This is a genomic window from Sphingobacterium sp. KH_072 (assembly GCF_057837975.1).
Map to the genome: position 1 here is coordinate 1,353,406 of NZ_CM174457.1, position 23,265 is coordinate 1,376,670.

Here is a 23,265-nt window from a genome sequence, read left to right on the forward strand (position 1 = left end):
ATTATCATGAAAACATACTCATTAAGATATTGCATTGCCGCACTTACTTTCTCTATACTATTTGCTTCTTGTCACGATCTAGATTTGACGCCACACGACCGAGAAACGGACGTAGCCTATTGGGATAATCCAGAATCGGCTGCCTATACCATCAATAAATGCTATCAAGGGATGAACAATGCCGACGAGGTGTTGTATGCAGATGCCATGACGGACAATGCCTACACCAAGGTGCCAAGTTCTCACAATCAAGCGATTGGAAACGGGGCTTATTCTACTGCCGATAACTACGTTCGTTCAGTCTGGGGATATCGCTACTCTGGTATTCATCAGTGTAATCAGCTACTGGATAATCTAGATCGCATACCAAACTTGACCGACGAACTGCGCAATAGATATCGTGCGGAAGCCTTATTTATTCGTGCTTATCATTACTTCGAGTTGTATTCCAAGTTTGGTGATATTCCTTTCTTCACCAATGTGATTTCCATCGCAGAATCTAGAACAGTATCTCGCACAGCGAAGTCAGAAGTCGTATCGGCGCTGCTTAACCAACTATCGGAGGTGATCGATAACAACTACTTGCCTACTAGCTATGATTCGGAAAACACAGGTCGTATCACCAGATGGGCGGCAATGGGTCTTAAGGCGCGCATATTGCTATTTGAAGGCGTATCCAGATTTAACGAAATCATTCCTATTACCAACAGAATCATAAATGAAGGCAGTTTTGCTTTGCATAACAATTATGAAAGCTTATTTCAGATACAACAGGAGAATAATGCAGAAGTGATGTTGGATGTACAGTACAAACCAGTCGATAGAGAGCATCAGGTACAATATCATTTTTTGCCACCATCGTTGGGCGGCTATTCACAGTTATCTCCGCTACAAGAATTAGTGGATAATTACATCACATTGGATGGTTATGCCATTACAGAAGCACCTCTTGCCAGCTATGATCCCGCAGATCCATTTATCAATAGAGATCCACGCTTGGCAGCTACCATCATGTACACAGGTAATGCTTACACCTTGGCAGATGGATCATTGCATACCGTAGATAGTAGAAAAGGAGTAGCGCCTAACGGTTTCGATTTCGCTTCTGATGCTTCGGCCACCGGATATTATATCAAAAAATATTGGGATAATACCTACCGATCCAATTTGATGTCGGGTCTCAATATCATCTTAATGCGCTACGCAGATATTCTGTTGATGCATGCGGAAGTGCTTGCCGAGCTAGGGCAGCTCAATCAGACAGAGTGGAATCGTACCATACGTCCCATTCGCGAGCGTGCGGGATTTACCGCGGCTAGTGCTTTGGATTTTCCATCAAGCGGGAGTCTGAAAGATATCGTACGCCGCGAGCGTCGTAGCGAATTGGCGCTAGAAGGGCTGCGGCACAAGGATATATTCCGCTGGCGAATAGGAGAAAATGTGCTCAATGGCTGGGGTCATGGCCTTTTTACTGGCGATGCCGTCGGTACAGACAATGGTTATGTGCGTGTCGAGCAGCGAAGATTTGATCCGTCAAGACATTACTTATGGCCAATTCCACAAAGTGAAAGAGACCTAAATACCAACCTAACACAAAATCCGCAATGGTAACTCTAATACTGCCAATTATGAAAAGGATATCTATCTCAATTATCGTAGCACTCGTACTAATTATGAGTGGCTGCGCCAAAAAATATGAACTCTCTAGCGATTTTAAAGAGCCTACTACATTATCCTCTCCAGAGCGCGTCATCCTCGATGTGGCCTCTAACAACAGTATCGTATTATCTTGGAGTGGCGGTGGTGCACTTGATGGTTCGTACGCTTTATATGAAGTGATCTTCCATAAAAAAGGAGAAAGCACAACAGACCCTATCGAACGGATTAAAAGTGATCTTGGTGCAGAGCAAAAGTTGACCCTTACGCATGCTACGTTGAATGCCATCGCAAGGAAAGCAGGCATTAAACCTGGAGAGAAAGGCGAATTATCGTGGACAGTAGCTACCTCAAAGGGAGGAGAGATGTTAACGACAGATCTTAGCAAAGATATTGAAGTTACTAGAGGAGAGGGTATTGACAATATGCCGAACAATCTATATCTGTACGGATCTGGAAATGAAAGTATCGGTGCGGAAGGCTCCCTGTTCCGGAAAGCGGCTGATGGTGTCTATGTCATCTATTCTAAAGTAGGAGGTAATGGCGAGTTGGAGTTTAAAGGAAAAGTAGGCGATGAAGATTTTAGTTATTACTTGGACGATGCCAAACTTAAAGAAGGAGCTGGCACGATAAATCTAGCACCTAATGCAAATCCATACCGTATCACCGTAGATTTCAATACACTATCTATCAAAACAGAAGTGATCTCCAAAGTGCGCTGTATTTGGGGTGCAAGTTACGATGTCATCGGTCAGTTAGCGTATGCTGGTGAGGGCAAGTTTGTCGCTAATAATAGTGTGATACGATTCTTAGACCCTAGCAAACCGGAAACCAATCCACCAGGATGGCTAGGCTGGATAGAAGAAAGATATTATTTTATCGCTGAAGTGGATAACGTAGAAAAATGTTGGGGGCGCATGGATGGCGTGAGTAGCGAACGACCAGTAGGAGGTGAGCCATTATCATTCTACGAATTGGCCGAATTCACCTGGAGCCAATGGGATCATCTTTGGAAAATGAAGGGAAGTCTGGACTCCAAACGAGCAACTATTACGATCAATACCAACAAGGATAACCTGATGGTACATGAATTTTCTAATATTACCAATCTCTAAAGTATGAAGAAGACAGTTTTTTTACTTTTATGTGCGTTCATCATCACGGGATGTGATGATGGATCTGAACCCGTCATCAAGCCCGATGAGCCAATTACATCGCCAGTAGAAGTGGTGAAAGCGCCAGCACGCGCAAAAGAAATCTTTGATCTCATCAATCAATATTATAAAGCAGGTGATCTGTATAAAGAAAACTATCCGGTGCAAACCGGAGACAATACCTATTCCTATCTGTGGCCATACGACGCTGTAGTTAGCGGTGCATCACAATTACATCAGTTGGGCTACGAGGTACGGTACAACGAGATTGTAGCAGGCTTCGAGCAGTACTACCGACAGACCGCACACGGAAATAATATTGGCGGATATGGATCTTCGACCGACGGTGCTACCGGAGGCGGAACACGCTTTTACGACGATAATTCCATTATCGGAGTCAATTTGATAGAAGCGTATCATATTACCAAAGATGTCACATACATCGATCGGGCGGCACGCATTGTACCATTCTTAGAAAGCGGAATAGACGATAAATTAGGAGGAGCGCTGTGGTGGAATGAAGATCATCGCTATGATCCAACATCCAGCGAAGCCAACAAACCTACTTGTTCTAACGGCTATGCTACGCTGTTCTTACTGATGTACTACGAGGTCTGTGCCGAATCCGAAAAAGTCCGTGTGCTACAACTAGCGACCGACCTGTATGGTTGGTTGCGTACCAACCTGTACGATCCGGCTACCAAATGCTATTGGAATGATAAAAATGCCAATGGATCTGTAAATACACGATTGTGGACCTATAATGCGGGCGTCATGGTGCAAAATGGCGTCCGCCTAGCGGAGATCACAGGCAACAATCAGTATCTTGAAGAAGCGAAAATAACCGCTCAGGGAGCTTATGATTATTTCGTTAAAACCCGAAACGGTATATTATCTTACACCGAAACAGACCCTTGGTTCAATACCAAATTGCTGCGTGCTTACATCGACTTGGCACCACATGATGATCGCGCAAAAACATACATCGATACCTATTATAACTTTATCAATAATGGCTATACCAAAGCACGAACGAATGCCGGTTTCTATTACGAAGATTGGACAGGTGGTAGCCAAGGCAGATACTACTCCTTGCTGATGCAAGGCGCAGTAGTAGAATCTTATGGTGCCTTGGCGCTATATCGAGGAGAGACAAAAGAATAGTAGCTATGAAAGTAAAACTACCAATGCTTGTGCTACTCAGTATGACAATTCTACAAGTAGTAGCACAGCAAAAAAGCACGTATCTTCAACGGGCTGAAGAAATTATGAAACTAGTGTGGGATAAGTATAGGGTACATGAGTATGGGCTGTTTTCGGAGTACTATCCCAATACGTTCAAGCCCGATCTTACCTACTTTCAGCAAAGTGGGCAAAAAGCTAAGGACGTATCTTATCTCTGGCCGATGAGTGGTGTGTTTTCGGCAGTAAATATACTCAGCGAACTACAACCAGATGTGTATAGACCGTATGTAGATTCAATGGTACTGGCCGTAGAGCACTACTTAGATACCAGCAGGTCGCCCCATGGCTATCAGGCCTATCCATCCAAGTTTGAAACGGTAGATCGGTATTATGATGATAATGGTCTGGTAGGCATAGATTATATGGATTCCTACGCCATCACAGGCAATCCTAGTTACTTAGCAAAAGCCCAAGACGTCATGACATTCATTGAAAGTGGCTGGACAGATAGTTTTGGCGGCGGGGTGTCTTGGTTGGAAGGTGTGCACGATCAAAAGCCGGCGTGTAGCAATGGCAAAGCAACTGTACTAGCACTAAAAATATATGCGGCAACAGAAGACGCTCAATATCTTAATTACGCTATAAAATCATATAATTGGATGCTCGCTACACTGCGAGATAAAGACTTGAATATCATTTGGAACGCATTGCTCACTTCTCCAGACGGCTCATCAAACGTACAGCAGCATGCGTATACTTACAATACTGGTACGATGATTCAATCGGCTGTACGGCTGTATAAGATCACAGGCAATATCAATTATCTAGCCGATGCGCGCGATTTAGCCGAAGGCTCTTTGCAGTATTATTTTGATTACACGCCAGAAGTAATACCACACGTCAAGGATATTCCCTGGTTTACCTTAGTGCTATTCAGAGGATACCAAGAATTATTTGAGATCGATCAGGACGCCAAATACATCGATGCCGTTATTGAGCGAGCAGATTGGGCTTGGCACAATGCGCGGGATGAAGAAGGCCTGCCTTATCAAGATTGGACTGGTCAAAAAAAGGAGCATAAAACACCGAAATGGTTGCTCGACACCGCTTGCATGGCGGAGTTGTATGCCCGGATAGCGCTTTTGAAAGATTAAAAGAATACAATTAAAGATCTATCCCGTGAATGACCATCATACAGATAGATCAATTTGATCATTATAATACTTATGAAAAATAGATTGATGAAAAACACGAATCCATTTTTAGTACTAATAGCATGTTGTGTGCTTTTTTCTTCCTGCGCAACGATGCGAGAAGACAAAGAAAAACTGTCCGATTTCGTAAATCCAAATATCGGATCGATTCACAGCCGATGGTTCTTTTATACACCTGCTGCCGTACCATTTGGCATGGCAAAGCTAGGCCCATCTACCAACGGATCTTATGGCAACGAGAGTGGTTGGGAAGCGGTAGGTTATGAAGACGGGCATGAGTCGATTGAAGGCTTTGCTTGTTTTCACGAGTTTCAGATCGGCGGCATTATGCTCATGCCTATCGTTGGTGAAGTAAAAACAACACCCGGCACGCTGGAAGATCCAAAAGCAGGATACCGCTCCAATTTCCAGAAAGAAAATGAATATGCTACATCAGGATTTTACAGCGTAGTGTTGGATAGATACCAAACAAAAGTGGAGCTCACCGCTAGTGATCGAGTAGGCTATCAGCGCTATACCTTTCCAGCATCCGAAGAGTCACATATCTTATTTGATATTGGGAGCAGATTAGGAGAAAGTGGTGCCGTAGAAGATGCTTATATCAAAGTAATCGATGATACTACGATTGAAGGATACGTCGTTACCAAGCCCGAGTATGTCAAGAAATTCCAAGCAGACGCAACGGTCAATATGTATTTCTATGCCAAGCTGAGCAAACCATTTTCCGGTACAAAAACTTTCCATCGTGGAGGTGCTATCGCTAACGACAAAGAAATAAAAGGAGCAGGCGCTTGTCTGGCACTGGAATATACTACCGCCGCCGACGAACAGATCACCGTAAAGATGGGACAATCCTATACTTCCATTGAAAATGCAAAACTAAACTACCAGACAGAAGCATTAGAGCAGAACTTCGATACAGCCAAAGAAAATGCTTCGCTTCGCTGGAACGATATGCTATCCCGCGTAACCGTAGAAGGTGGTCGTGTAGAAGATAAAACAAAGTTTTATACAGGCCTTTATCACGCGTTGCTCGGAAGAGGCTTGGCCAACGATGTCAATGGAGCTTACCCAAAAAGTGACGGCACTATTGGTCATCTACCAGTAGATGGTAAGCAACAGCCCACCTTTGATTATTACAATAGTGATGCCATCTGGGGAGGCTTTTGGAATCTGACACAATTATGGTCATTAGTGTATCCCGAGTATTATTCAGATTGGGTAAAGAGTCAACTCTTATTTTATCAAGAAACAGGTTGGCTTGGAGATGGTATCGCCAATACAAAATATGTATCTGGGGTCGGTACCAATTTTACCGGTCTGGCTATTGCGGCAGCGTACAACACAGGAATACGCGATTTTGATTATCAGTTAGGCTACGAAGCAGCGCTAAAAAACGAAATGGATGGACATAATCGTCCTGCTGGATCTGGTAAGTTAGATGTGGCTGCATTCGTTAATCGTGGCTATTGCCCTTACGTACCGAGCGACGATTATTTCATTACCAAGCAAGAGGAAGGTTCTGTATTTGGAGCTTCACATACCATGGAGTATTCGTTTAGTAGTTACGCCGTGGCACAATTTGCCAAGCATTTAAATAAAGAAGCCGATTACCAACGATTATCAAAAATGGCCTCCAACTGGGAAAACCTCTTCGATGCAGAGACGGAGTTGATACGTCCGCGTATGTTGGATGGTAGTTTTTTACAAGGTTTTGATCCGATGGCGGCTTGGGCTGGATTTCAAGAGGGCAATGCCATGCAGTATACATTTTATGTGCCGCATGAGCCGAATAAGTTGATTGATAAAGTAGGTCAGGATTTGTTCAATAAGCGCTTGGATAGTATCTTTATTCAGTCACAACAAAACACTTTTGGAGGTGGAAAGACCGTGGATGCTTTTGCGGGTGTACATGCATTATACAATCATGGTAACCAACCTAATTTGCATATCTCGTGGTTGTTTAATTTTTCTGGCAAGCCGTATCTGACACAGAAGTGGGTGCGTACCATAAGCAACGAATTCTACGGCACAGATGGCCTTCACGGATATGGGTACGGGCAAGATGAAGACCAAGGTCAGCTGGGCGCTTGGTATGTGATGGCAGGTATCGGTCTGTTTGATGTAAAAGGTTTAACAGAGATCAACCCTCAATTTCAAATTGGTAGCCCCATTTTTGATCGCATTGAAGTAAAGCTGAATAAAAAATACCATAAAGGAAATAAATTTGTGATTGAAGTAACCAATAACTCGCCCGAAAATATGTATGTACAGTCTATTCATAAAAATGGCAATGAGCAACAATCTGTGTTTCTGCCATTCCAAGACGTGGTCGATGGTGGTGTTCTGAAATTAATAATGGGTAGGAAACCCAATACTGCATTGAAGCAATAAGTTTGACGTAACACGCAGATCCATCAATCACCATATGGGCAACAAATTGCAGTATGCAACTTGTTGCCCGTTTTTATTACTTTATAACCATAGCGTACAGCCTAGGAATATATCGCTTAAGATCCTGATATTCCTTGCGTAGCACTATTCAAATACTCCATCGAATAGCACCTTTACTATTTCAATACCGGCCTATGCTGTTTTCGGGTTTTAGATTTGTTATAATTGTGACAAGTTTGAGAAAAATCAAACTTAAACATTATGATAAAGCTCATCTACACCTTCCTCAGTTTTATTGTTGCGCTCAGCACGGTATATGCACAAAAAGGCATTGATTTTAGTCACTTTTACTTAGCCGGTGGAAGATTAAATATGAATATTGATAGCGCTGCCAAGAACGTGTATTACGCTACCCTATTTCCAAATCAGCCTAATACTTCTTTTAACTTTTTGCCGGACATCGAAAATGTTTCCGTCCAAAATTATTTTAGACAACAAGATCGTGTAGAAAACTACCGATACACCATTTTAGTAGATGATAAGCCACTTGTAGTAAATCAGTCGATCAAGCAAGAGCAATTGAAAGATGTCATCCGGAAAGATAATGACTTCAAAGACGAATTGCTGGCTTCTGCAAATCTTGGTACATTCCAAATAAAAGATAAAGCATTTACCATAATTCATTATGATATAGAAAGACCGCTCGCTATTCAAAAAGCGGTGTTTTATGGAAAGCCAATTCCGAGAGCTAAGATCAAAGTTCTTGCAAAACGTTTTAAGACTGACCGAGGTGTTGACTACGATCACATCATAGAGCCAAAAGATAGAACAGATCTCACTTTTGGTGAAAAGGACGATGAATTAACGATTACAAAGGACTGGTCGGATATTGACTATGTGTATGGTATCTCCATAAAAGATAAGCAACGAGATAGAATCATTTTCGAATCCACAGCTTGGCAATATGGTGGCACGGTTGACATTATTGATGGATATGACGTTCTCCTGCCTTATGTCAGGGTCGATAAAAGCATTTTCAAAAAATCGGGCGATTACGAAATCATTATTCAACCATTGATAAGATGGGATAATTGCCTTGGTTGTAATATGACACCAGCAGATATCGAAAAATATACCACCAGACATACGCTCGCTATTACCTTAGATCAGGAGAATTATAGCCAGAAAGAGCTGCTGATGTATACATTCTTTGTGGTACTGTTTCTTGGTTTCCTCTTTTTAATTGTGCTTACAGTCACGAAAAGAAGAAATAGAAAGGTGCTGGAAGAAAAGGAACAGCAAAAGAATACCGTAAAGCTACAGCTCAGCTCCATTCGTTCTCAGTTGAATCCGCATTTCCTATTCAATGCACTAGCAGGTATTCAAAATTTAATGAACAAAAACGAGATCGACCTTGCGAACAAATACCTGTCGAAATTTGCCCGACTAACCCGTAATGTGCTCAATGATCGTGAACGGATTACCTTGGCACAAGAAAAAGCATTGCTAGACGATTACTTGCAGATGGAACAGTTGCGGTTTGGTTTCCAATATGACATTAACTGTGCTGATGACGTCGATATTACCAATATTGAAATACCCAGTATGCTGCTACAGCCTTTCGTAGAGAATGCCGTGAAGCATGGTATGGCGCAAAAAGGAGCTGATGGCATGATCACTATTGAATTTGTACGGCGAGCCAACGATTTACTATTTACCGTCACTGATAACGGTGATGGCTTCGATACCCATCAAAAAATCGATGGTTTGGGGCTGCTATTGAGCGAGCGCAGGATCGCGCTATTAAATAGTATTTATAAAGAAAATCAAGTTATCTTAGACATTAGCTCAACTGCAGATGGCACAGTAGTTAGCATGACTTTAACCGATTGGCTATAGCATAATGAGAGCACTAATAATTGATGACGAAATTTCTAATCTAGAAAATCTGCGGACTTTGCTCGAAAATCATTGTCCGCAGGTGAGCATCGTCGCGACCGCGCAAACGGTATCCAATGCCATTGATGCGTTGCAGAAATATGCGCCCGACCTCTTATTTCTAGATATTCAGCTAGGCGATAAAACTGGTTTTGATGTGTTGCAGCATCTCCCTTCTCGCAACTTTGAAGTCATTTTTGTGACTGCTTACGACCAATATGCCATACAAGCAGTAAAATGTGCAGCATTAGATTATTTGTTGAAGCCGATCGATATCGAAGAATTGGTGCAGGCGGTCGATAAAGCAGGAGCGAAGCTCGCAACGCAAAAACAGACCTCGCAACTTGATTTTTTGCTCCAACAACTGCAAAAACCAGATACCAGCCTAAGCAAAATAGCATTGCAAATGCAGCAGGAAATACGGTACGTCAGCTTGTCCGACATTGTTCGTTGCGAAGCCGACAATACCTATACGCAGTTCTTCCTATCCAATGGTGAGCAGATAGTGGTGTCCAAATCGCTTAAAGAATATGCGGATATGCTCTGTCCGAATGGTTTTCTCAGAACGCATCAAAGTCACCTTATCAACCCCCAATTTGTAAAAAGTTGGCTTAAAGAAGATGGTGGTATTTTACTTATGCTATCGGGCGAGAAAATTCCGGTCTCTAAACCGAATAAAGATGTCGTAAAGCAAGCTTTGAAAGGAGCTTATTGATCAAATCTTTAGTCCCCTTCCGGCAGCACATCTACTAGCGTAATGGTAAGTGCATTATGGAGTCCATTCACTAGTGGATAATACGTGCCGTGGACGATCTGATGTATCGATATCCACAATACAATACACCACATCCGATGCGGGAGCAGGAAGCTGTGCCAGCAGTTCAGCTCCTTCGTAATAGCCAAAGAGCGGAATGTAATCCGTCTCCGTCATGATCGGGCGAGGCAATCGCTCTTCGGTGTTTGGCAGTGCAGCAACCGCGAAGCGAAATTTTATATGCGTAGCACCCTTATGCATCTTCATGCTGAGTTTAGGTTCGAAAGGCGGAATCATAAGTGTCGCCATTCCAGAATGGCGATCGAACCGCGTGATCAGTCGTTCTGCCAAGAGATGAGAAAGACTGCTATTGATATTGAATTCAAAGCCACACAGTAGGGGACATTTTCGTCTCGTAACATCCGATCACCGCGCGAGCTTTTGCTGTCGCTTTTCTGTATGCGGTGTACTAAGGATAGCAGCCTAGTGCGTAGCGATCTACCGGCCATTTCTCTAGTTACATAATGGAGCTGCTGGCGGATTTGCTTGGCTTTTCTAGAGGCACGCCCTTTTTCTTACCGAACCCGAAGCGTTTGATGCCACTTTCCGCTAAGCAAAGATGGTTGACCATTCGGATCAATTTCGATATGTCTATTTGTTTTGCCATAACCTGTCGCTTTTTGCTAGCTATGCACTATCGGTTCTTGAAAATTATCAAGATGCAATGGATACAAACATATATATAGCTGCAGGTTAAGTAATTTAATTCCATTTATGCTATTGTTTTTTTTGGTTGTTTAGTGCTGATTAACAGATTTTTAACGCTGTAATCCTGTTTTTGATTTGGTGTTATAGATCTTTTCAACTGCTGTGAGAGGCAAAAGAAATTGGTTATAGATCGCCGATTGATTCGGCACTCCTTCACCTTTCCCGTATTATTAGTGTATTGCTAATGTAACTCACATAGTCATTTTATGTAATAGTACTGTATTGTACCATATGGCAACTATACTTACAAGCGACAATTAAACGCCTATAAATGGTTATTATTTAGAAAATGTATGTTGAATGTTGCGGCAAGGAATCGGCGATCAGGTTTAGCCTTATAATCAGTAATTCCATCACTTTAGATTTTGACGTTCTAAACCTTTTAAAACCAAAAGACATATAAACCGTTGTACAACAGAAGAAAAACATTTATAAACATATAAACATATAAACTATGAAGAACTTAATTTATCCACTAGCGGTTTCGGCTATATTAGCGGCGACCGCTTGTAACAACAATGCAAACAAGACTGATGGAACTTCTGATACCACAATGGGTGCGGCTACGACGCCACCTACGGTGAACGACGACGCAAGGAGTTCAGCACAGGCTGACACAGCTTTTGTACGTAAAGCAGCAATAGGAGGCATGGCCGAGGTAGAGATGAGTAAACTGGCGGTAGACAAGAGCAGCAATGCGAAAGTCAAGGAGTTTGCGACGATGATGGTCAACGATCATACAAAGGTAAATGAAGAATTGAAATCCATTGCCGACCAAAAAAATATAACCGTACCGAGCTCACTAGATGCTGCGCACGAGCAGAAGAAACAAGATTTGATGAAGAAGGAAGGTGCGGACTTCGATAAGGCTTACATAGACGCAATGGTCAAAGGACATGAAGATGCCCACAAAGTGATGGAAGATGGGGCTAAAAACAATCAAGATCAGCAACTGCGTGATTTTGCTGCGAAAACAGAGCCTGTTGTAAAACAACACCTGGAGATGGTGAAGAAGATGCACTCCGATATGAAATAAGTCATTCGTATATCACGATGTACTTTAAAGCCTCGCTCTATAGCGGGGCTTTAATAGTTTCCTTTGGTAGGAATAACGTGCCGCACACCACCGCGCGGATTTTCCATATCGCCGTGGTATCTCGGGATGAGGTGACAATGGAAATGGAAAACAGTTTGTCCGGCACTCTCGCCACAGTTCATTCCAATGTTATAGTCATCAGGCTGATACTGCAATTCTATCTGCTTTTTTGCTTCTTCAATGGTTTTTGGTAGCTGTGCTTTTTCTTCCTCATTAAGTTCGAAAAAGTCTTTCCGAAGTTGGTTAGAAATGATGAGTAAATGACCGGGTGCTACCGGAAAACCCTCTTCGATAATAAAGAAATGTGCATCTTTATAAAGTACCTTGTAGGCAGCTATTTCTGTGAAATTCTTCATTAAAATAAGGGGGGCAAGTTCTATCGGCGAAGTCCATTTTTGTACCGATAAATTTAGGGATAAATCATATTGCTTTTGGCGAACTAATGTCTTTCTTCCGCATCAGGTTGCTGTGCAAGAATAGCGTTTGCAATTCTTCGTCTATTTTGACTTCTAACATGTTTGGATTGAGATCCAGATTCCGTTATAAAGCTTCCATAGAGGAGCTCCACTACCATGTGGATCGGAGCATTGGTAGAAACCAGGTGGTGAGGTTGGCAGACTGTACTTTTATCGAAAGGTTTGAAAACCTGCTCATTACCGGAAGTACGGGGATCGGAAAAAGCTACCTTGCCTCGGCAATCGGATACCAGGCATGTATGCTGGGCTACAGGGTATTATATGCCAGTACGCCAAAGCTTTTTGCCAAACTGAAAATGGCCAAGGCCGATGGTTCCTATATCAAAGAGGTTGGAAAAATTGAAAAACAGCAGCTATTGATCCTAGATGATTTCGGCATACAGCCCTTCGATGCCCAGAGCAGGGTGGCTTTGATGGAGATCATCGAGGATCGAAATTCAAAGACCTCACTTATCATTACCTCACAGCTGCCGGTAAGCAAATGGCATGAAGTGATTGGTGAAAAAACCATTGACGACGCAATATTGGATAGGATTGTTCATGCTGCACACCGTATTGAACTCAAGGGAGAATCAATGCGAAAGAAAAGGGTGCCTGTGCAAGAAAATAGCTTCCAATAAAACACAACTTTTAAATCACTACTTTTGTTAACGCTTCTATAGCATTTGCAACGTTCGTTCGCCAGCGAATTAGGTGGTCAGTTTGCCACGGAATCACATGGTCAGTTTCTCCGAAATATACAACGAACAGCTCTTTCTCAAAATTTATAGATTACCCATTATTACATATAAAATGGTGAGCATACAAAACTATTCAGTCAAACCACTAGTCGATTATTTTGAACAATTCCTCAAGCTCAGTGAGAAAGAAATACAGTTAGTCGAAACTTTATTTAAACCTAGATTATACAGGAAAAAGCAATTTGTTCTTCAGGAAGGAGATCAATGCAATCATATGAATTTCATTCTTCAAGGATGCTTAAGAATGTACAAGATTGATGAAAAAGGAATTATTCATATAATTCAGTTTCCAGTAAAAAATTGGTGGAGTGTTGATATTGGCAGCTTTCACGGCAGAAAAGCTTCGACGCTAAATATAGATGCACTCGAAGACACCATAGTATTTCAAATAAGCTATGAAGATCTGATAAATTTATATACCATGGCTCCTGTATTTGATAGAATATTTAGAGTGCTGATGGAAAATAGCTATGTATCCTTGCAAAATAGGTTACTTCAGATGATTAGTTCAACAGCCGATGAACGATATGAATCTTTTCTCGAAAATTATCCTGACCTAGCAAATCGTTTGTCTCAGGTACAGATTTCTGCTTATCTAGGTATCCAGAATTTCTAAGTCGTTTACGCAATAAACGTGTTAAATCTTAAACAAGATCAATCTTATTTATTGATTTAGTTCATTGGTCGGCTGTACAACTTTGTACGACATTTGTAAAGAAAAGTTCAACTAAAATTTACAAAGATGAAAACAAATCAAAAAGTTGCAATAATCGGTCTAGGAAACATTGGTCAAGCCATCGGAAACAATTTATCAAAATCCCAACGGGAATTTATTGCCGCAGACCGTAATACGGACAAGGCAGCTAATTACGTTGCTAAATGGGGAAATCACGCAAAATCTAGTGATATAAACTCAGCTATCAAAGAAGCCGGAATAATAGTACTTTCAATACCATATGAGGCAATATCCCCTTTTATAGCTGAATACCGCAAAGACTTGCAAGGAAAAATAGTTATAGATCCCACTAACCCTGTTGCTCCAGATGAAAATGGTGGCTTTAAAAAAATCATTGAACAAAATCTTTCTGCCGGGGTCTTAAATCATCAATCCACACCCGAAGGGATATACCTTGTTAAAGCCCTTGGCACTTTAGGGGTCGACTCTTTAAATAGCGTTGCTTATCAAACTCCGCAAAAAGCTGTTTTGTTTTATGCGAGCGATGATAGCTCATTGGATCACGACGTAGAATCTGTAATTCACGATTTAGGCTTTGAAGCCTTAAAAGTAGGCGGTATAGAATCTTCCATCAGAATAGAGGTATTTGGCGATCTCCATGAGTTTGGAGCGCTCGGTAAACCTGTAAATATGGAAGAAGCGAAATCGAAATTATAATACTTTAAATTCTTTTATATGAAAAATTTAATAATTATAGCAATAGGATTATTTGTGAGTACATCTATTGCACGAGCACAATCAACTAAAGGCGATTTAATTAGTGACTGGAAAAGAGCAAAAGAGTATACAATCGAGTATTTGGAAGCGATGCCAGATTCTAAATACAGCTTGAGGCCAACTGATGATATCCGCTCCTTTGCTGAGCAAATGCTGCATGTTGCGGATGCAAATTATGGATTCACTTCTGCGGCGCTTAGTACAGATAATCCTCTATCTGAAGTCCCTTTGGAAAAAGGAAATGATAAATCAAAATCTGCAGTTACGAAATTAGTTACTGAGAGTTACGATTTCGTTATTAGAAGTATTGAGTCTACGGATGATTCTGAATTCGATCATTCTATCCGGTTGTTTGATAGTTTCGAAATGACGAAAGGAAAAGCACTTTTAAAGCTTTTTGAGCATCAAACTCATCACCGCGGACAAACTACTATTTATCTTCGTTTAGCGGGGATAGTTCCACCTCAAGAGAAACTATTTTAAATTGAAATGATATGAGAATTGTTATTATAGCGGCGGCAATACTATTTAATATTGCCGCTGCTAATAGCCAAACAAAGGAATTTGAGAATTATAGCGTAACCCCAAATTTAGTAAAGATCGAAATACAAGAAATTCAAGGTGAATCTGCGCTTAAAGTGGTGAAAAATAGAAATGTGAAAAAAGTAGATGAACCTACTTTTGCGAAAGTCTCCGACTTCAATTTCAAAAATGGCACGATTGAAGTAAAAGTGCTAAGCAGACTCCTACCTTCGGCTCCAGAATTCGCAAGAGGCTTTATTGGTCTAGCCTATCGAATAAATGAAGACAACACTAAATACGAAAGTATATACATTCGTCCAACTAACGGTAGGGCTGATGATCAAATTCGGCGAAACAATTCTATTCAATATTATGCTTATCCAGGCTATAAATTTGATAAGCTAAGGGAAACGGCACCAAAAAAGTATGAATCCTATGCTGATATGGAGCTGGATAAATGGATAACCCTAAAAATTGTTCTTCAAAATAATATCCAAAAGCTTTTTATTGATGGGGCTGAGCAACCTTCTTTATATATTGATTCGCCCGAAGGAATTGAGCCTGATTCCGGTTCAATTGGATTATGGGTAGAGGTTGGAACAGAAGGTTTTTTCAAAGATTTAAAGGTAACAATTAACAACTAAGTCAAATGGATATAGTTAATGCAATTGAATTTAATCAATGTTAGGGGTTTTGTGTGGGCGAACTTAACACTAAAATACTCTTAAAAGCATATACCAGATACGCATAATGAATGTAAAACATCTAAAAAATTAAACCAATCATTCTCATACTTCTGAGCTTCTTCTCTATCAGTCTATATGCTCAGGATCTAAAGCATCCAAGATACTTTATGCAAGCTGGACCAATCTTAAAAGATGCAATTCCTTACGGTAATAACGCCAAAGCTGGCCACTATTTAAATACAGGTAATGCAAAAATTTACTACGAAGTCTACTTTTTATCTAACTAATTATTACCCTACCTCAGTATTTACAAAGCTAACACCATTTATTATGCCTGACCAAGGTATCCTGCACAACCAACCTGTCTCAAAAAACGAAGGATTGTAAGCCATCATTCTCGCCGTATTCCTAATCGCTTAGAATTGTTTATATAAACATAAACATTCGAATCATTGCGATCGTGTAGCTCTCCTTTAATGCTCTCTTGAACCTGCTGGGAAAACAAGCGTAACATTTCTATCTCAGAAACCCCTAAAGGCTCTTTCGTTAGCATAATTACTCCATGCATTTAGATAGCCGGCACAATGAAAATCCTGCTAAAACAACAACGAGCCGCTATTTCGGCGACTCGTTGTCAGAGCGAATATTTTATTTTCGATCAATTACGATAATAAGTAGTGAATCGACTGTAATTCTGGCTCGGCGAAACCTGATCGTTGCCTAAAAGATCCAGTGCCAGATAGTACTGATTGCCTGCGGTAGTACTGCCGGGTATTGGATCAATTAATATCCATCCAGAAGAGGAATTAGCAGGTATCGTAACGGTCTTATTCGGATTTACAAACTCGAAATGCGTACCCTCGACCGCTGGAACCAAGGTGTTTTGCTGAGCCGGTGGCACATCCAAAGTTCCTACACCAAAATTGATCACCATATCTGATGACGATTGTGGGCCGACCAGTTGTACTAAGATAGAATCACGACCACGGGTGTTTACCGATACATGGCGACTTACTAACGTCATCGGAGTTCCAGTTGCGTTAGCAAAAACCCCCGCAGGTCTATACGCTGCATTTCGTCCTAATATATGGTTCTTAAATTCCACAACAGAAGGGCCTGTGTAAATGATTTCTCTTTCTTCCTGACATCCTACCAAGCTAATAGTAAGGAGAAGGAAACCGAATATATATAAACTTGTCTTTTTCATATTTATCTAGAATAATGTAAAATTAATACCCTGGGTTTTGGGGAAGATTGGGGTTGAAAACAGCCTGAGCAACTGGAAGTGGCGCAAGTAATCTGTGATTATCATGAGATAGGAAACCTATTCCACCAATAACCGAAGCAGATTTACTAACACCATTGCCCCAACGCTTGAGATCAAAATACCTTACGCCTTCGAAATGAAGTTCCCTATTACGTTCAACTTTGATATAATCAAAAATAGATGCATCGGTCGGCACACTTGTAGTCGAGGCATTTCGGGCTGTACGCAAACGAACAATCTCAGTAGCTGCCTCCCCGTACCGTCCAGTTGCCGCCAATGCTTCTGCCTTCATTAACAATACATCTGCATATCGAACAATGATCAAGTTGTCTGCATATAGGCCATTAGATCCGTTGTATTTATCCGACCAACGGTACTGCGGATGTCTGCTGTCTACATATATGAGATCTAAGCGATCATCATTGGGATCATCGAATGAGGCATATAATTCAGGACTGACGGTCTGTCCCCCAAATGTCGATATCCCATTCCATAAGGGAGCATGCGTGTAAGAATAGAGTGAATTATTGGATCCGAGCGACTGGGTCGCAAAATCAATCCAGAGCTGCGTAAATGCTTCTGGATGAGTCGCAGATCTAAAGGCAGTTGCAATATCAGAGGTTAACTCTGCTGAACTGTTGGCAAATGCCAAATCAAAGTTTGCAATTGCATCTTCATATCTTTCCCAGTACAGGTACAGTGTTCCTTTGATTGCGTAAGCTGTGCCCAAAGTAAAATAACGTACTGAATTGGTAGGATTGGTAGAATTTTGAAACAGCGAAATAGCTTCATCTAGATCACTTTCTATCTGTTGATATGTCTCTAGAATGGAAGACCGATTAATCGATCTCGCATCTTCCAAACTTCCGGTAGGGGTCAATCTGATAACAGCGGCACGGTCAAAGCCAGATCCAGATCCAGTGGCTGGAATTTTGTTTGGCTCGTACCCATATACTCTAGCCAAATTAAAGTAAGAAAGAGCACGTATTGTAAATGCCTGCGCTAAAATACTATTTTTCGTTCCTTCCTCACTGGGAGTAACAGACATAGCAGGCGTATTTGCCAACACTTCGTTTACATCATTAATGACAGAATAGCTAACGGTCCAAATGTTGTAATGTGCCGAATTGTCATTTCGGTTAACTGAGTTATAACGTTGCCCCGCTAAATCCGCATCAGTTACTATATTATCGGCGAGGGCATCACCCATAAGTTTTAAATCTCGCCCATATAATTGACCATCACCCGCAAGCAAAAAGCGGTTATAAGCAGAATTTAGTACTGCGCGAGCGGCGCTAATATCGGTAAAAACTGCACTTTTAGATAGTTGATTTTGTGGCTCGATCTCGATCCAGCTCTCGCAGGAAGAGAATAGTAAGCCTATACAAGCCGTTGTGTATACTAATATTTTCTTTTTCATATGAATCTGCTAATTAAAAAGTGATTGATGCGCCGAATGTAACTGTGACCGGATGTGGATACACATTCATTTGGCTCTGATTTGTGGCGCTGATTGCTGTATTTTCTGGATCTTCCCCAGTAAAACGTGTAATGGTCCATAAGTTCATTCCTTGCGCAAAAACCCTAACATCCTGAATGTTTCCAAGTATAGATTTTGGTAAATTATAACTTAACGTTAATTGCTTCAGACGAATATAAGATGCATCTTGTAACCATCTAGAAGAAAAGGTGGTAATTGGTACACTTCCAGGCTCAGCTCCATTATAGAAAGGTCTCGGAATTCCAACAATGTCTCCAGGTTGGCTCCAAGAGTCATATAGTTGATTGGCTAAAGAGTTATAACCATAAGCTCCAGACAGTTCTAAAGGATAATTGGTATCTGTCCATGCAAGATTGCCATATTGATATTGAAACAAAAAGTCTAAAGAAATTCCTTTGTAGCTTAATGTATTATTCCAGCCTCCAAAGAAATTAGGATCATAGGATCCGTAAGGACGTCGGTCATCCACGCCGACTGGGTTATACGTTATATTGCCTTGTTGATCGTAATACATGGCTCGCCCATCTGCGGGATTAACACCTGCCCAAGGTATTGTGAACACCTGGTTTAGGCGTTGACCGACAGTGTATCGACCGGTGTTAATGTTTGGCGTACCAAAGTAAGGCTCTATGCCTGCTTGTTCATTTAATGCCAGCAATTCATTGTCAATAAATCCGATATTGAAAGAAGAGGTCCATTTAAATCCGCCTGTATTAACAGGTATACCGCCCAACTCTAAATCAATACCTTCTAATCGAGCTCTACCGGCATTAACAGTGATTGAACTATAACCTGCATCAGTAGGGAGTTCTTGTGCAAGTAACATGTTATTGCGGTGATTTCTGTAAATATCAACAGATCCGAAAAGTCGGTTATTAAACAAACCAAAATCCAACCCTAAATTTACAGAAGAGAGCTCTTCCCAAGTTAGATTGGGCACCCCCATTTGTGCGGGTCTCAGTGTCGACTGCCCATTATATGCAGCTCCAGCACCAGGGGAATTAAATAATGTTAAAGAAGAAAAATTACCGATAGCTCCCTGATCTCCTGTAACTCCATAACTTGCACGTAGCTTGAGTTCGTTGATGGCCGACACATTGAAAAATTCTTCTTGCGATATACGCCAAGCTCCTGATAATCCGTAAAACAATCCGAACTTATTGTCTGTCCCAAAGCGAGATGATCCATCGTAACGTAAGTTACCTGTAAACAAGTACTTACCTTGATAATCGTATGAGCCGCTGGCAATAAAACTAGCCATCTTATATCCCGTAAATGTTGAGGTGTAGCCAGTATTGGTAGCTGCTTGGCTGATTAGACGAAGTAGTGGATTTGGAAATGTCTGCGCCGCTGCGCCAACTTGCCTTTGCGAGTAATCTCTATACTCGACACCAGCAAATCCAGAAATGGAGTGGTCTTGTGCAATTATTGTACTATAATTAGCCGTAAGCGAGGTGTTGAAGTTTACTGTTCGAATAAAGTTATCGGCACCGGTTCCGGCAGTACCCGCATACGCTGGTATGTTGCCCGGTCTATAATTATAATTTCTGGCGTCAGAAAAATCAAAACCACCGAAACCGCGGATACTGAGACCAGGTAATATTTTGTACGTTAATGCTAAAGAAGAAAGTGTCCCGTAGGTGTTGGTTTCACGTTCTTCTTCATTCAAGACCTGAACAATGTTGTAGCCATATCCATTGATAAGGTTATTATTCCAGGTACCATCCTCGTTGTATATCGGATTGATGGTAGGAAGTAGTAAGGCTCCAGTAAAAGGGGTATTGGTAAAAAAACCATTTCCAGTTGAAGGTCCTGAAGAAACAGCATTGAATAGATTTATTCTTGTATCGATAGAAAATCTTTCAGAGGCTTGATGATCTAAATTGACCCGAACATTTCCCCGATTAAATTCCGAACCAATTACGGTTCCTTCGGTCTTGTTTAAACCGCCACCTATATAAAAACGTGTTTTGTCGGTACCTCCTGATACATTAAGGTTGTATTGACCCAACTTACCGCGTCTAAATACTGCATCGTACCAATCGATACTGGGTATTTGAGAAGGTTCTAACCAATTGTTTGGATTACTTCCCCACAATCTCGTGTTCCAAGCAGTAACTCCAGCTTGTCCGTTACCTGTGACTTCCAGGTATTGATTGAAATAAGCCTGTCTGTACAATTCGTAATACTCTGGACCTGTTGCTAAGTCGTAAGGGTTGGGGTTCTCCTGCCACCCTTGCTGTGCGTCCAATTTAATCACTGTTCGTCCGGCGCGACCTTTTTTAGTAGTAACAAGAACAACACCGTTGGCAGCTTGCGCACCATAAATGGATGCGGTCGCGGCATCTTTTAAGACTTGAATAGACTCGATGTCTTCTTGATTGACAAATGAAAACAAATTTTGAGTAGTTTGGGTGGAGACGCCTCCTGCATTCATTTGTATGCCATCTATGATGTAAAGCGGTTGCGCATTCCCATTTACAGATACCGCACCTCGAATAGATACGTTGAGCCCTCCTCCAGGTTGGCCGCCACTTGATGTTACCTGAACACCCGCAAGACGACCTTGCATCGCCCGGTCAAATGATTGTGTAGGTAGCCCCTCAATCTCCGCTCCACCCAAAACAGCCACGGCACCAGTCAAGCTTTCTTTCTTGAGTTCCTGGCCATAGCCCGTTACGATGACTTCCGAGACGACAGATGCGTCTGTCATTAATGAGACATTTACGACACTACGTGATCCTACCGCGACCTCTTGTTCAGCAAAACCGATGGATCGAAAAACTAGGATAGAGGATCCGGATGGTAGAGAGATAGAATAATTTCCTTCTGAATCTGTTTGAAATCCATTCTGTGCATTCTTTACTAGGATTGTAACACCAGCTAATGGTCGTCCATCTTCTTGCGACATTACCTTTCCAGTAATTCTTTTGGTTGATTCCTGTGCGTACGATACACTAAATAACAGCGTACACAGCACAAAAAAGGTGAGTAATTTTTTGTTCATAGGTGTGTGTTTAGTTTGATAGTATGCAATTATATGAAAAAAAACATTGTTTGTTAAAGAATGTTAAATAAAAAATATAAAACACGTGACATTATGTTATTATTTTAAATAGTATTGACCATTTTTAGTGTTTTTATGATTAAAAAATACAAAATTTACTATAAAACAATTTGTTATTACACAAAAAAATCATTTTTTATATTTCATAAACATATTTAATAATCTATTTGGTCAAGTATAATATTATAATTATTGTATTTTTTTGATAAATAAACTGAATATCCTAGTATTTAGGTTTTAAAAAAATACGTTATCCTTATTTTTTTATAAAAATAGCTTCGTCCTGTCCTTCATTTTCTAAAAATATCAATGAAGGTTTAACTGTGTGCGAAGAAATGGTAAAAGAAGCCGCTGAAGGGCTTGCGGAAATTATTTGTTTTCCGGAATCTTATCTCCCGAGATATCCAAGAATGGGATATTCAACAAAAGATCAGATTAGTGAAAGCTTGCAGATAGCTTTGAAGGATGCTTGGCAAAATAGCTCGGTAATGATATCTATCTGATTTTTAGGTGCAATTATTATCTTTTTTAATTCACTGATGAAAGAAAAAAATATGCTTGTACACAGGATGTTATTATATTAATTGTGTGTTTAAAGAGTTGGTATACATTTAATTGACTTACTTATGGTCTAGTGTACTTTATGAATTATAACCAAGGGGTTTCCATCAAAAATAGACTCCTGTTTTCTAACCTTTTTAAAAAAACTAACTATGAAAAAAATTGTAATTGCACTTCTAGTCGTAGTATCATCATTCACAGTATTCAGTTTTTCAAGCAGTCAGCATATTGCCACGAAAGATATTAGATTTATCAAAGATGGTTTTCATGTACAGGTTTTTTATGAAGGTGCTATGGTGACTGGTATCAAAGTTACCATTGGAGGGCCAAATACGCCGTCATTTTTGAACTGGACTCCATCGCCGGGTCGTGTAAATTCTGGATGTTTCACCGGTGTCATATACGTAGAAGGCCCTGAAGGCGAGGTAATATTGGATGTGAATTGCAACAATTAAGAGTTTTAAATATCCAATTCTTAACAGTAACTATTTCTACGGGTTTTCGTGATCCCGCTGGGATATTTTTCGTCGCTTAGCCCCAAGCTCGAGGCCGCAAAGAATATGTTCGAACCCATCCCGACGCTTCTGTTCGAATCGGGCGGAAACAAAGAAAGCAACTCTTTTGGAGTTGCTTTCTCTGTGATCCCGCTGGGATCATATTTTGAGTATAAAATCGCCTTTTAAAGTGTTTTAAGCCCTTTTTGGAATAATGACTCACCGAAAAACGCACCTTTTTTTAGCTGCAAATGCTATCTTATAAATATAGGTATGAAAAAATCAAAATGGAAATAAATAAGTTTGTACAATTGTAGTTTTAAATCTTGTTATATCTGG

General features: G+C 40.9%; 20 protein-coding genes. 14 read left to right on the top strand and 6 right to left on the bottom strand.

The genetic code is table 11. The features are described from left to right. The first annotated feature begins 6 nt into the window (after positions 1 to 6). From AC3IRT_RS06290 to AC3IRT_RS06320, 7 genes are all read left to right on the top strand, one after another. The gene (locus AC3IRT_RS06290) at positions 7 to 1,611 is read left to right on the top strand and encodes a RagB/SusD family nutrient uptake outer membrane protein (RefSeq protein ID WP_489395560.1); all 1,605 of its coding nucleotides are present in this window, start codon (positions 7 to 9) and stop codon (positions 1,609 to 1,611) included. A 17-nt stretch (positions 1,612 to 1,628) separates the two neighbouring features. Beyond that, positions 1,629 to 2,771, top strand: a complete 1,143-nt coding sequence (locus AC3IRT_RS06295) for a SusE domain-containing protein (RefSeq protein WP_489395561.1) — start codon at positions 1,629 to 1,631, stop codon at positions 2,769 to 2,771. A gap of 3 nt (positions 2,772 to 2,774) precedes the next feature. Continuing rightward, complete coding sequence (locus AC3IRT_RS06300; protein ID WP_489395562.1) at positions 2,775 to 3,974, top strand: glycoside hydrolase family 76 protein; 1,200 nt, start codon at positions 2,775 to 2,777, stop codon at positions 3,972 to 3,974. A gap of 5 nt (positions 3,975 to 3,979) precedes the next feature. Further along, positions 3,980 to 5,149, top strand: coding sequence for a glycoside hydrolase family 76 protein (locus AC3IRT_RS06305; protein ID WP_489395563.1), 1,170 nt, complete (start codon positions 3,980 to 3,982; stop codon positions 5,147 to 5,149). A 72-nt stretch (positions 5,150 to 5,221) separates the two neighbouring features. After that, positions 5,222 to 7,603 carry a GH92 family glycosyl hydrolase gene (locus tag AC3IRT_RS06310; RefSeq protein ID WP_489395564.1) on the top strand — a complete coding sequence of 794 codons (2,382 nt, stop codon included), beginning with the start codon at positions 5,222 to 5,224 and terminating at the stop codon, positions 7,601 to 7,603. Between the two features lie 261 nt (positions 7,604 to 7,864). After that, entirely contained in the window at positions 7,865 to 9,502 is a 1,638-nt protein-coding gene (locus tag AC3IRT_RS06315) for a sensor histidine kinase (protein ID WP_489395565.1), read from the top strand. A 4-nt stretch (positions 9,503 to 9,506) separates the two neighbouring features. Beyond that, a complete protein-coding gene (locus AC3IRT_RS06320; RefSeq protein WP_489395566.1) occupies positions 9,507 to 10,256 on the top strand; it encodes a LytR/AlgR family response regulator transcription factor in 750 nt (249 codons plus the stop codon). Positions 10,257 to 10,310: 54 nt separating this feature from the next. Here AC3IRT_RS06320 and AC3IRT_RS06325 read toward each other — a convergent pair whose 3' ends face one another. Together AC3IRT_RS06325 and AC3IRT_RS06330 are read right to left on the bottom strand one after the other, a co-directional pair. After that, a complete protein-coding gene (locus AC3IRT_RS06325) occupies positions 10,311 to 10,562 on the bottom strand; it encodes a hypothetical protein (RefSeq protein ID WP_489395567.1) in 252 nt (83 codons plus the stop codon). A 250-nt stretch (positions 10,563 to 10,812) separates the two neighbouring features. Then, positions 10,813 to 10,962: a hypothetical protein gene (locus AC3IRT_RS06330; protein ID WP_489395568.1), complete on the bottom strand. Its 150-nt coding sequence runs from the start codon at positions 10,960 to 10,962 to the stop codon at positions 10,813 to 10,815. A gap of 555 nt (positions 10,963 to 11,517) precedes the next feature. Here AC3IRT_RS06330 and AC3IRT_RS06335 point away from each other — a divergent pair. Further along, on the top strand, positions 11,518 to 12,099 hold the full coding sequence (locus tag AC3IRT_RS06335; protein ID WP_489395569.1) for a DUF4142 domain-containing protein: 582 nt from the start codon (positions 11,518 to 11,520) through the stop codon (positions 12,097 to 12,099). Positions 12,100 to 12,149: 50 nt separating this feature from the next. Here AC3IRT_RS06335 and AC3IRT_RS06340 read toward each other — a convergent pair whose 3' ends face one another. Next, on the bottom strand, positions 12,150 to 12,515 hold the full coding sequence (locus tag AC3IRT_RS06340) for an HIT family protein (RefSeq protein ID WP_489395570.1): 366 nt from the start codon (positions 12,513 to 12,515) through the stop codon (positions 12,150 to 12,152). A gap of 158 nt (positions 12,516 to 12,673) precedes the next feature. Between AC3IRT_RS06340 and istB the strand changes: the two genes are divergently transcribed. The 5 genes from istB to AC3IRT_RS06365 all read left to right on the top strand — a co-directional run bounded on the left by istB (position 12,674) and on the right by AC3IRT_RS06365 (position 15,994). Then, on the top strand, positions 12,674 to 13,255 hold the full coding sequence (istB, locus tag AC3IRT_RS06345; RefSeq protein ID WP_489395571.1) for an IS21-like element helper ATPase IstB: 582 nt from the start codon (positions 12,674 to 12,676) through the stop codon (positions 13,253 to 13,255). Positions 13,256 to 13,427: 172 nt separating this feature from the next. Beyond that, complete coding sequence (locus AC3IRT_RS06350; protein ID WP_489395572.1) at positions 13,428 to 13,991, top strand: Crp/Fnr family transcriptional regulator; 564 nt, start codon at positions 13,428 to 13,430, stop codon at positions 13,989 to 13,991. A 126-nt stretch (positions 13,992 to 14,117) separates the two neighbouring features. After that, positions 14,118 to 14,768 (top strand): NADPH-dependent F420 reductase, encoded by a 651-nt coding sequence (locus tag AC3IRT_RS06355; RefSeq protein ID WP_489395573.1) that lies wholly within the window; start codon positions 14,118 to 14,120, stop codon positions 14,766 to 14,768. Between the two features lie 18 nt (positions 14,769 to 14,786). Then, positions 14,787 to 15,311, top strand: a complete 525-nt coding sequence (locus AC3IRT_RS06360; RefSeq protein WP_489395574.1) for a DinB family protein — start codon at positions 14,787 to 14,789, stop codon at positions 15,309 to 15,311. Between the two features lie 11 nt (positions 15,312 to 15,322). Continuing rightward, the gene (locus AC3IRT_RS06365) at positions 15,323 to 15,994 is read left to right on the top strand and encodes a hypothetical protein (protein WP_489395575.1); all 672 of its coding nucleotides are present in this window, start codon (positions 15,323 to 15,325) and stop codon (positions 15,992 to 15,994) included. A gap of 700 nt (positions 15,995 to 16,694) precedes the next feature. Here AC3IRT_RS06365 and AC3IRT_RS06370 read toward each other — a convergent pair. The 3 genes from AC3IRT_RS06370 to AC3IRT_RS06380 are packed head-to-tail and all read right to left on the bottom strand — an operon-like array spanning position 16,695 to position 21,811. Next, positions 16,695 to 17,243 (bottom strand): hypothetical protein, encoded by a 549-nt coding sequence (locus AC3IRT_RS06370; protein WP_489395576.1) that lies wholly within the window; start codon positions 17,241 to 17,243, stop codon positions 16,695 to 16,697. A 22-nt stretch (positions 17,244 to 17,265) separates the two neighbouring features. Further along, positions 17,266 to 18,723 carry a RagB/SusD family nutrient uptake outer membrane protein gene (locus AC3IRT_RS06375; protein ID WP_489395577.1) on the bottom strand — a complete coding sequence of 486 codons (1,458 nt, stop codon included), beginning with the start codon at positions 18,721 to 18,723 and terminating at the stop codon, positions 17,266 to 17,268. A gap of 13 nt (positions 18,724 to 18,736) precedes the next feature. Further along, a complete protein-coding gene (locus tag AC3IRT_RS06380) occupies positions 18,737 to 21,811 on the bottom strand; it encodes a SusC/RagA family TonB-linked outer membrane protein (RefSeq protein WP_489395578.1) in 3,075 nt (1,024 codons plus the stop codon). 773 nt (positions 21,812 to 22,584) lie between these two features. Here AC3IRT_RS06380 and AC3IRT_RS06385 point away from each other — a divergent pair. Further along, on the top strand, positions 22,585 to 22,887 hold the full coding sequence (locus AC3IRT_RS06385; protein ID WP_489395579.1) for a hypothetical protein: 303 nt from the start codon (positions 22,585 to 22,587) through the stop codon (positions 22,885 to 22,887). Positions 22,888 to 23,265 lie beyond the last annotated feature (378 nt).

Excerpts from the sequence above, each read along its gene's own strand:
- AC3IRT_RS06355 (WP_489395573.1), top strand. The coding sequence starts at position 14,118 with ATGAAAACAAATCAAAAAGTTGCAATAATCGGTCTAGGAAACATTGGT.
- AC3IRT_RS06340 (WP_489395570.1), bottom strand. The coding sequence starts at position 12,515 with ATGAAGAATTTCACAGAAATAGCTGCCTACAAGGTACTTTATAAAGAT.
- AC3IRT_RS06300 (WP_489395562.1), top strand. The coding sequence starts at position 2,775 with ATGAAGAAGACAGTTTTTTTACTTTTATGTGCGTTCATCATCACGGGA.
- AC3IRT_RS06295 (WP_489395561.1), top strand. The coding sequence starts at position 1,629 with ATGAAAAGGATATCTATCTCAATTATCGTAGCACTCGTACTAATTATG.
- AC3IRT_RS06370 (WP_489395576.1), bottom strand. The coding sequence starts at position 17,243 with ATGAAAAAGACAAGTTTATATATATTCGGTTTCCTTCTCCTTACTATT.
- AC3IRT_RS06380 (WP_489395578.1), bottom strand. The coding sequence starts at position 21,811 with ATGAACAAAAAATTACTCACCTTTTTTGTGCTGTGTACGCTGTTATTT.
- AC3IRT_RS06360 (WP_489395574.1), top strand. The coding sequence starts at position 14,787 with ATGAAAAATTTAATAATTATAGCAATAGGATTATTTGTGAGTACATCT.
- AC3IRT_RS06335 (WP_489395569.1), top strand. The coding sequence starts at position 11,518 with ATGAAGAACTTAATTTATCCACTAGCGGTTTCGGCTATATTAGCGGCG.
- AC3IRT_RS06385 (WP_489395579.1), top strand. The coding sequence starts at position 22,585 with ATGAAAAAAATTGTAATTGCACTTCTAGTCGTAGTATCATCATTCACA.
- AC3IRT_RS06330 (WP_489395568.1), bottom strand. The coding sequence starts at position 10,962 with ATGGCAAAACAAATAGACATATCGAAATTGATCCGAATGGTCAACCAT.
- AC3IRT_RS06305 (WP_489395563.1), top strand. The coding sequence starts at position 3,980 with ATGAAAGTAAAACTACCAATGCTTGTGCTACTCAGTATGACAATTCTA.
- AC3IRT_RS06365 (WP_489395575.1), top strand. The coding sequence starts at position 15,323 with ATGAGAATTGTTATTATAGCGGCGGCAATACTATTTAATATTGCCGCT.
- AC3IRT_RS06325 (WP_489395567.1), bottom strand. The coding sequence starts at position 10,562 with ATGAAGATGCATAAGGGTGCTACGCATATAAAATTTCGCTTCGCGGTT.
- AC3IRT_RS06315 (WP_489395565.1), top strand. The coding sequence starts at position 7,865 with ATGATAAAGCTCATCTACACCTTCCTCAGTTTTATTGTTGCGCTCAGC.
- AC3IRT_RS06375 (WP_489395577.1), bottom strand. The coding sequence starts at position 18,723 with ATGAAAAAGAAAATATTAGTATACACAACGGCTTGTATAGGCTTACTA.
- AC3IRT_RS06350 (WP_489395572.1), top strand. The coding sequence starts at position 13,428 with ATGGTGAGCATACAAAACTATTCAGTCAAACCACTAGTCGATTATTTT.
- AC3IRT_RS06320 (WP_489395566.1), top strand. The coding sequence starts at position 9,507 with ATGAGAGCACTAATAATTGATGACGAAATTTCTAATCTAGAAAATCTG.
- AC3IRT_RS06310 (WP_489395564.1), top strand. The coding sequence starts at position 5,222 with ATGAAAAATAGATTGATGAAAAACACGAATCCATTTTTAGTACTAATA.
- AC3IRT_RS06290 (WP_489395560.1), top strand. The coding sequence starts at position 7 with ATGAAAACATACTCATTAAGATATTGCATTGCCGCACTTACTTTCTCT.
- istB (WP_489395571.1), top strand. The coding sequence starts at position 12,674 with ATGTTTGGATTGAGATCCAGATTCCGTTATAAAGCTTCCATAGAGGAG.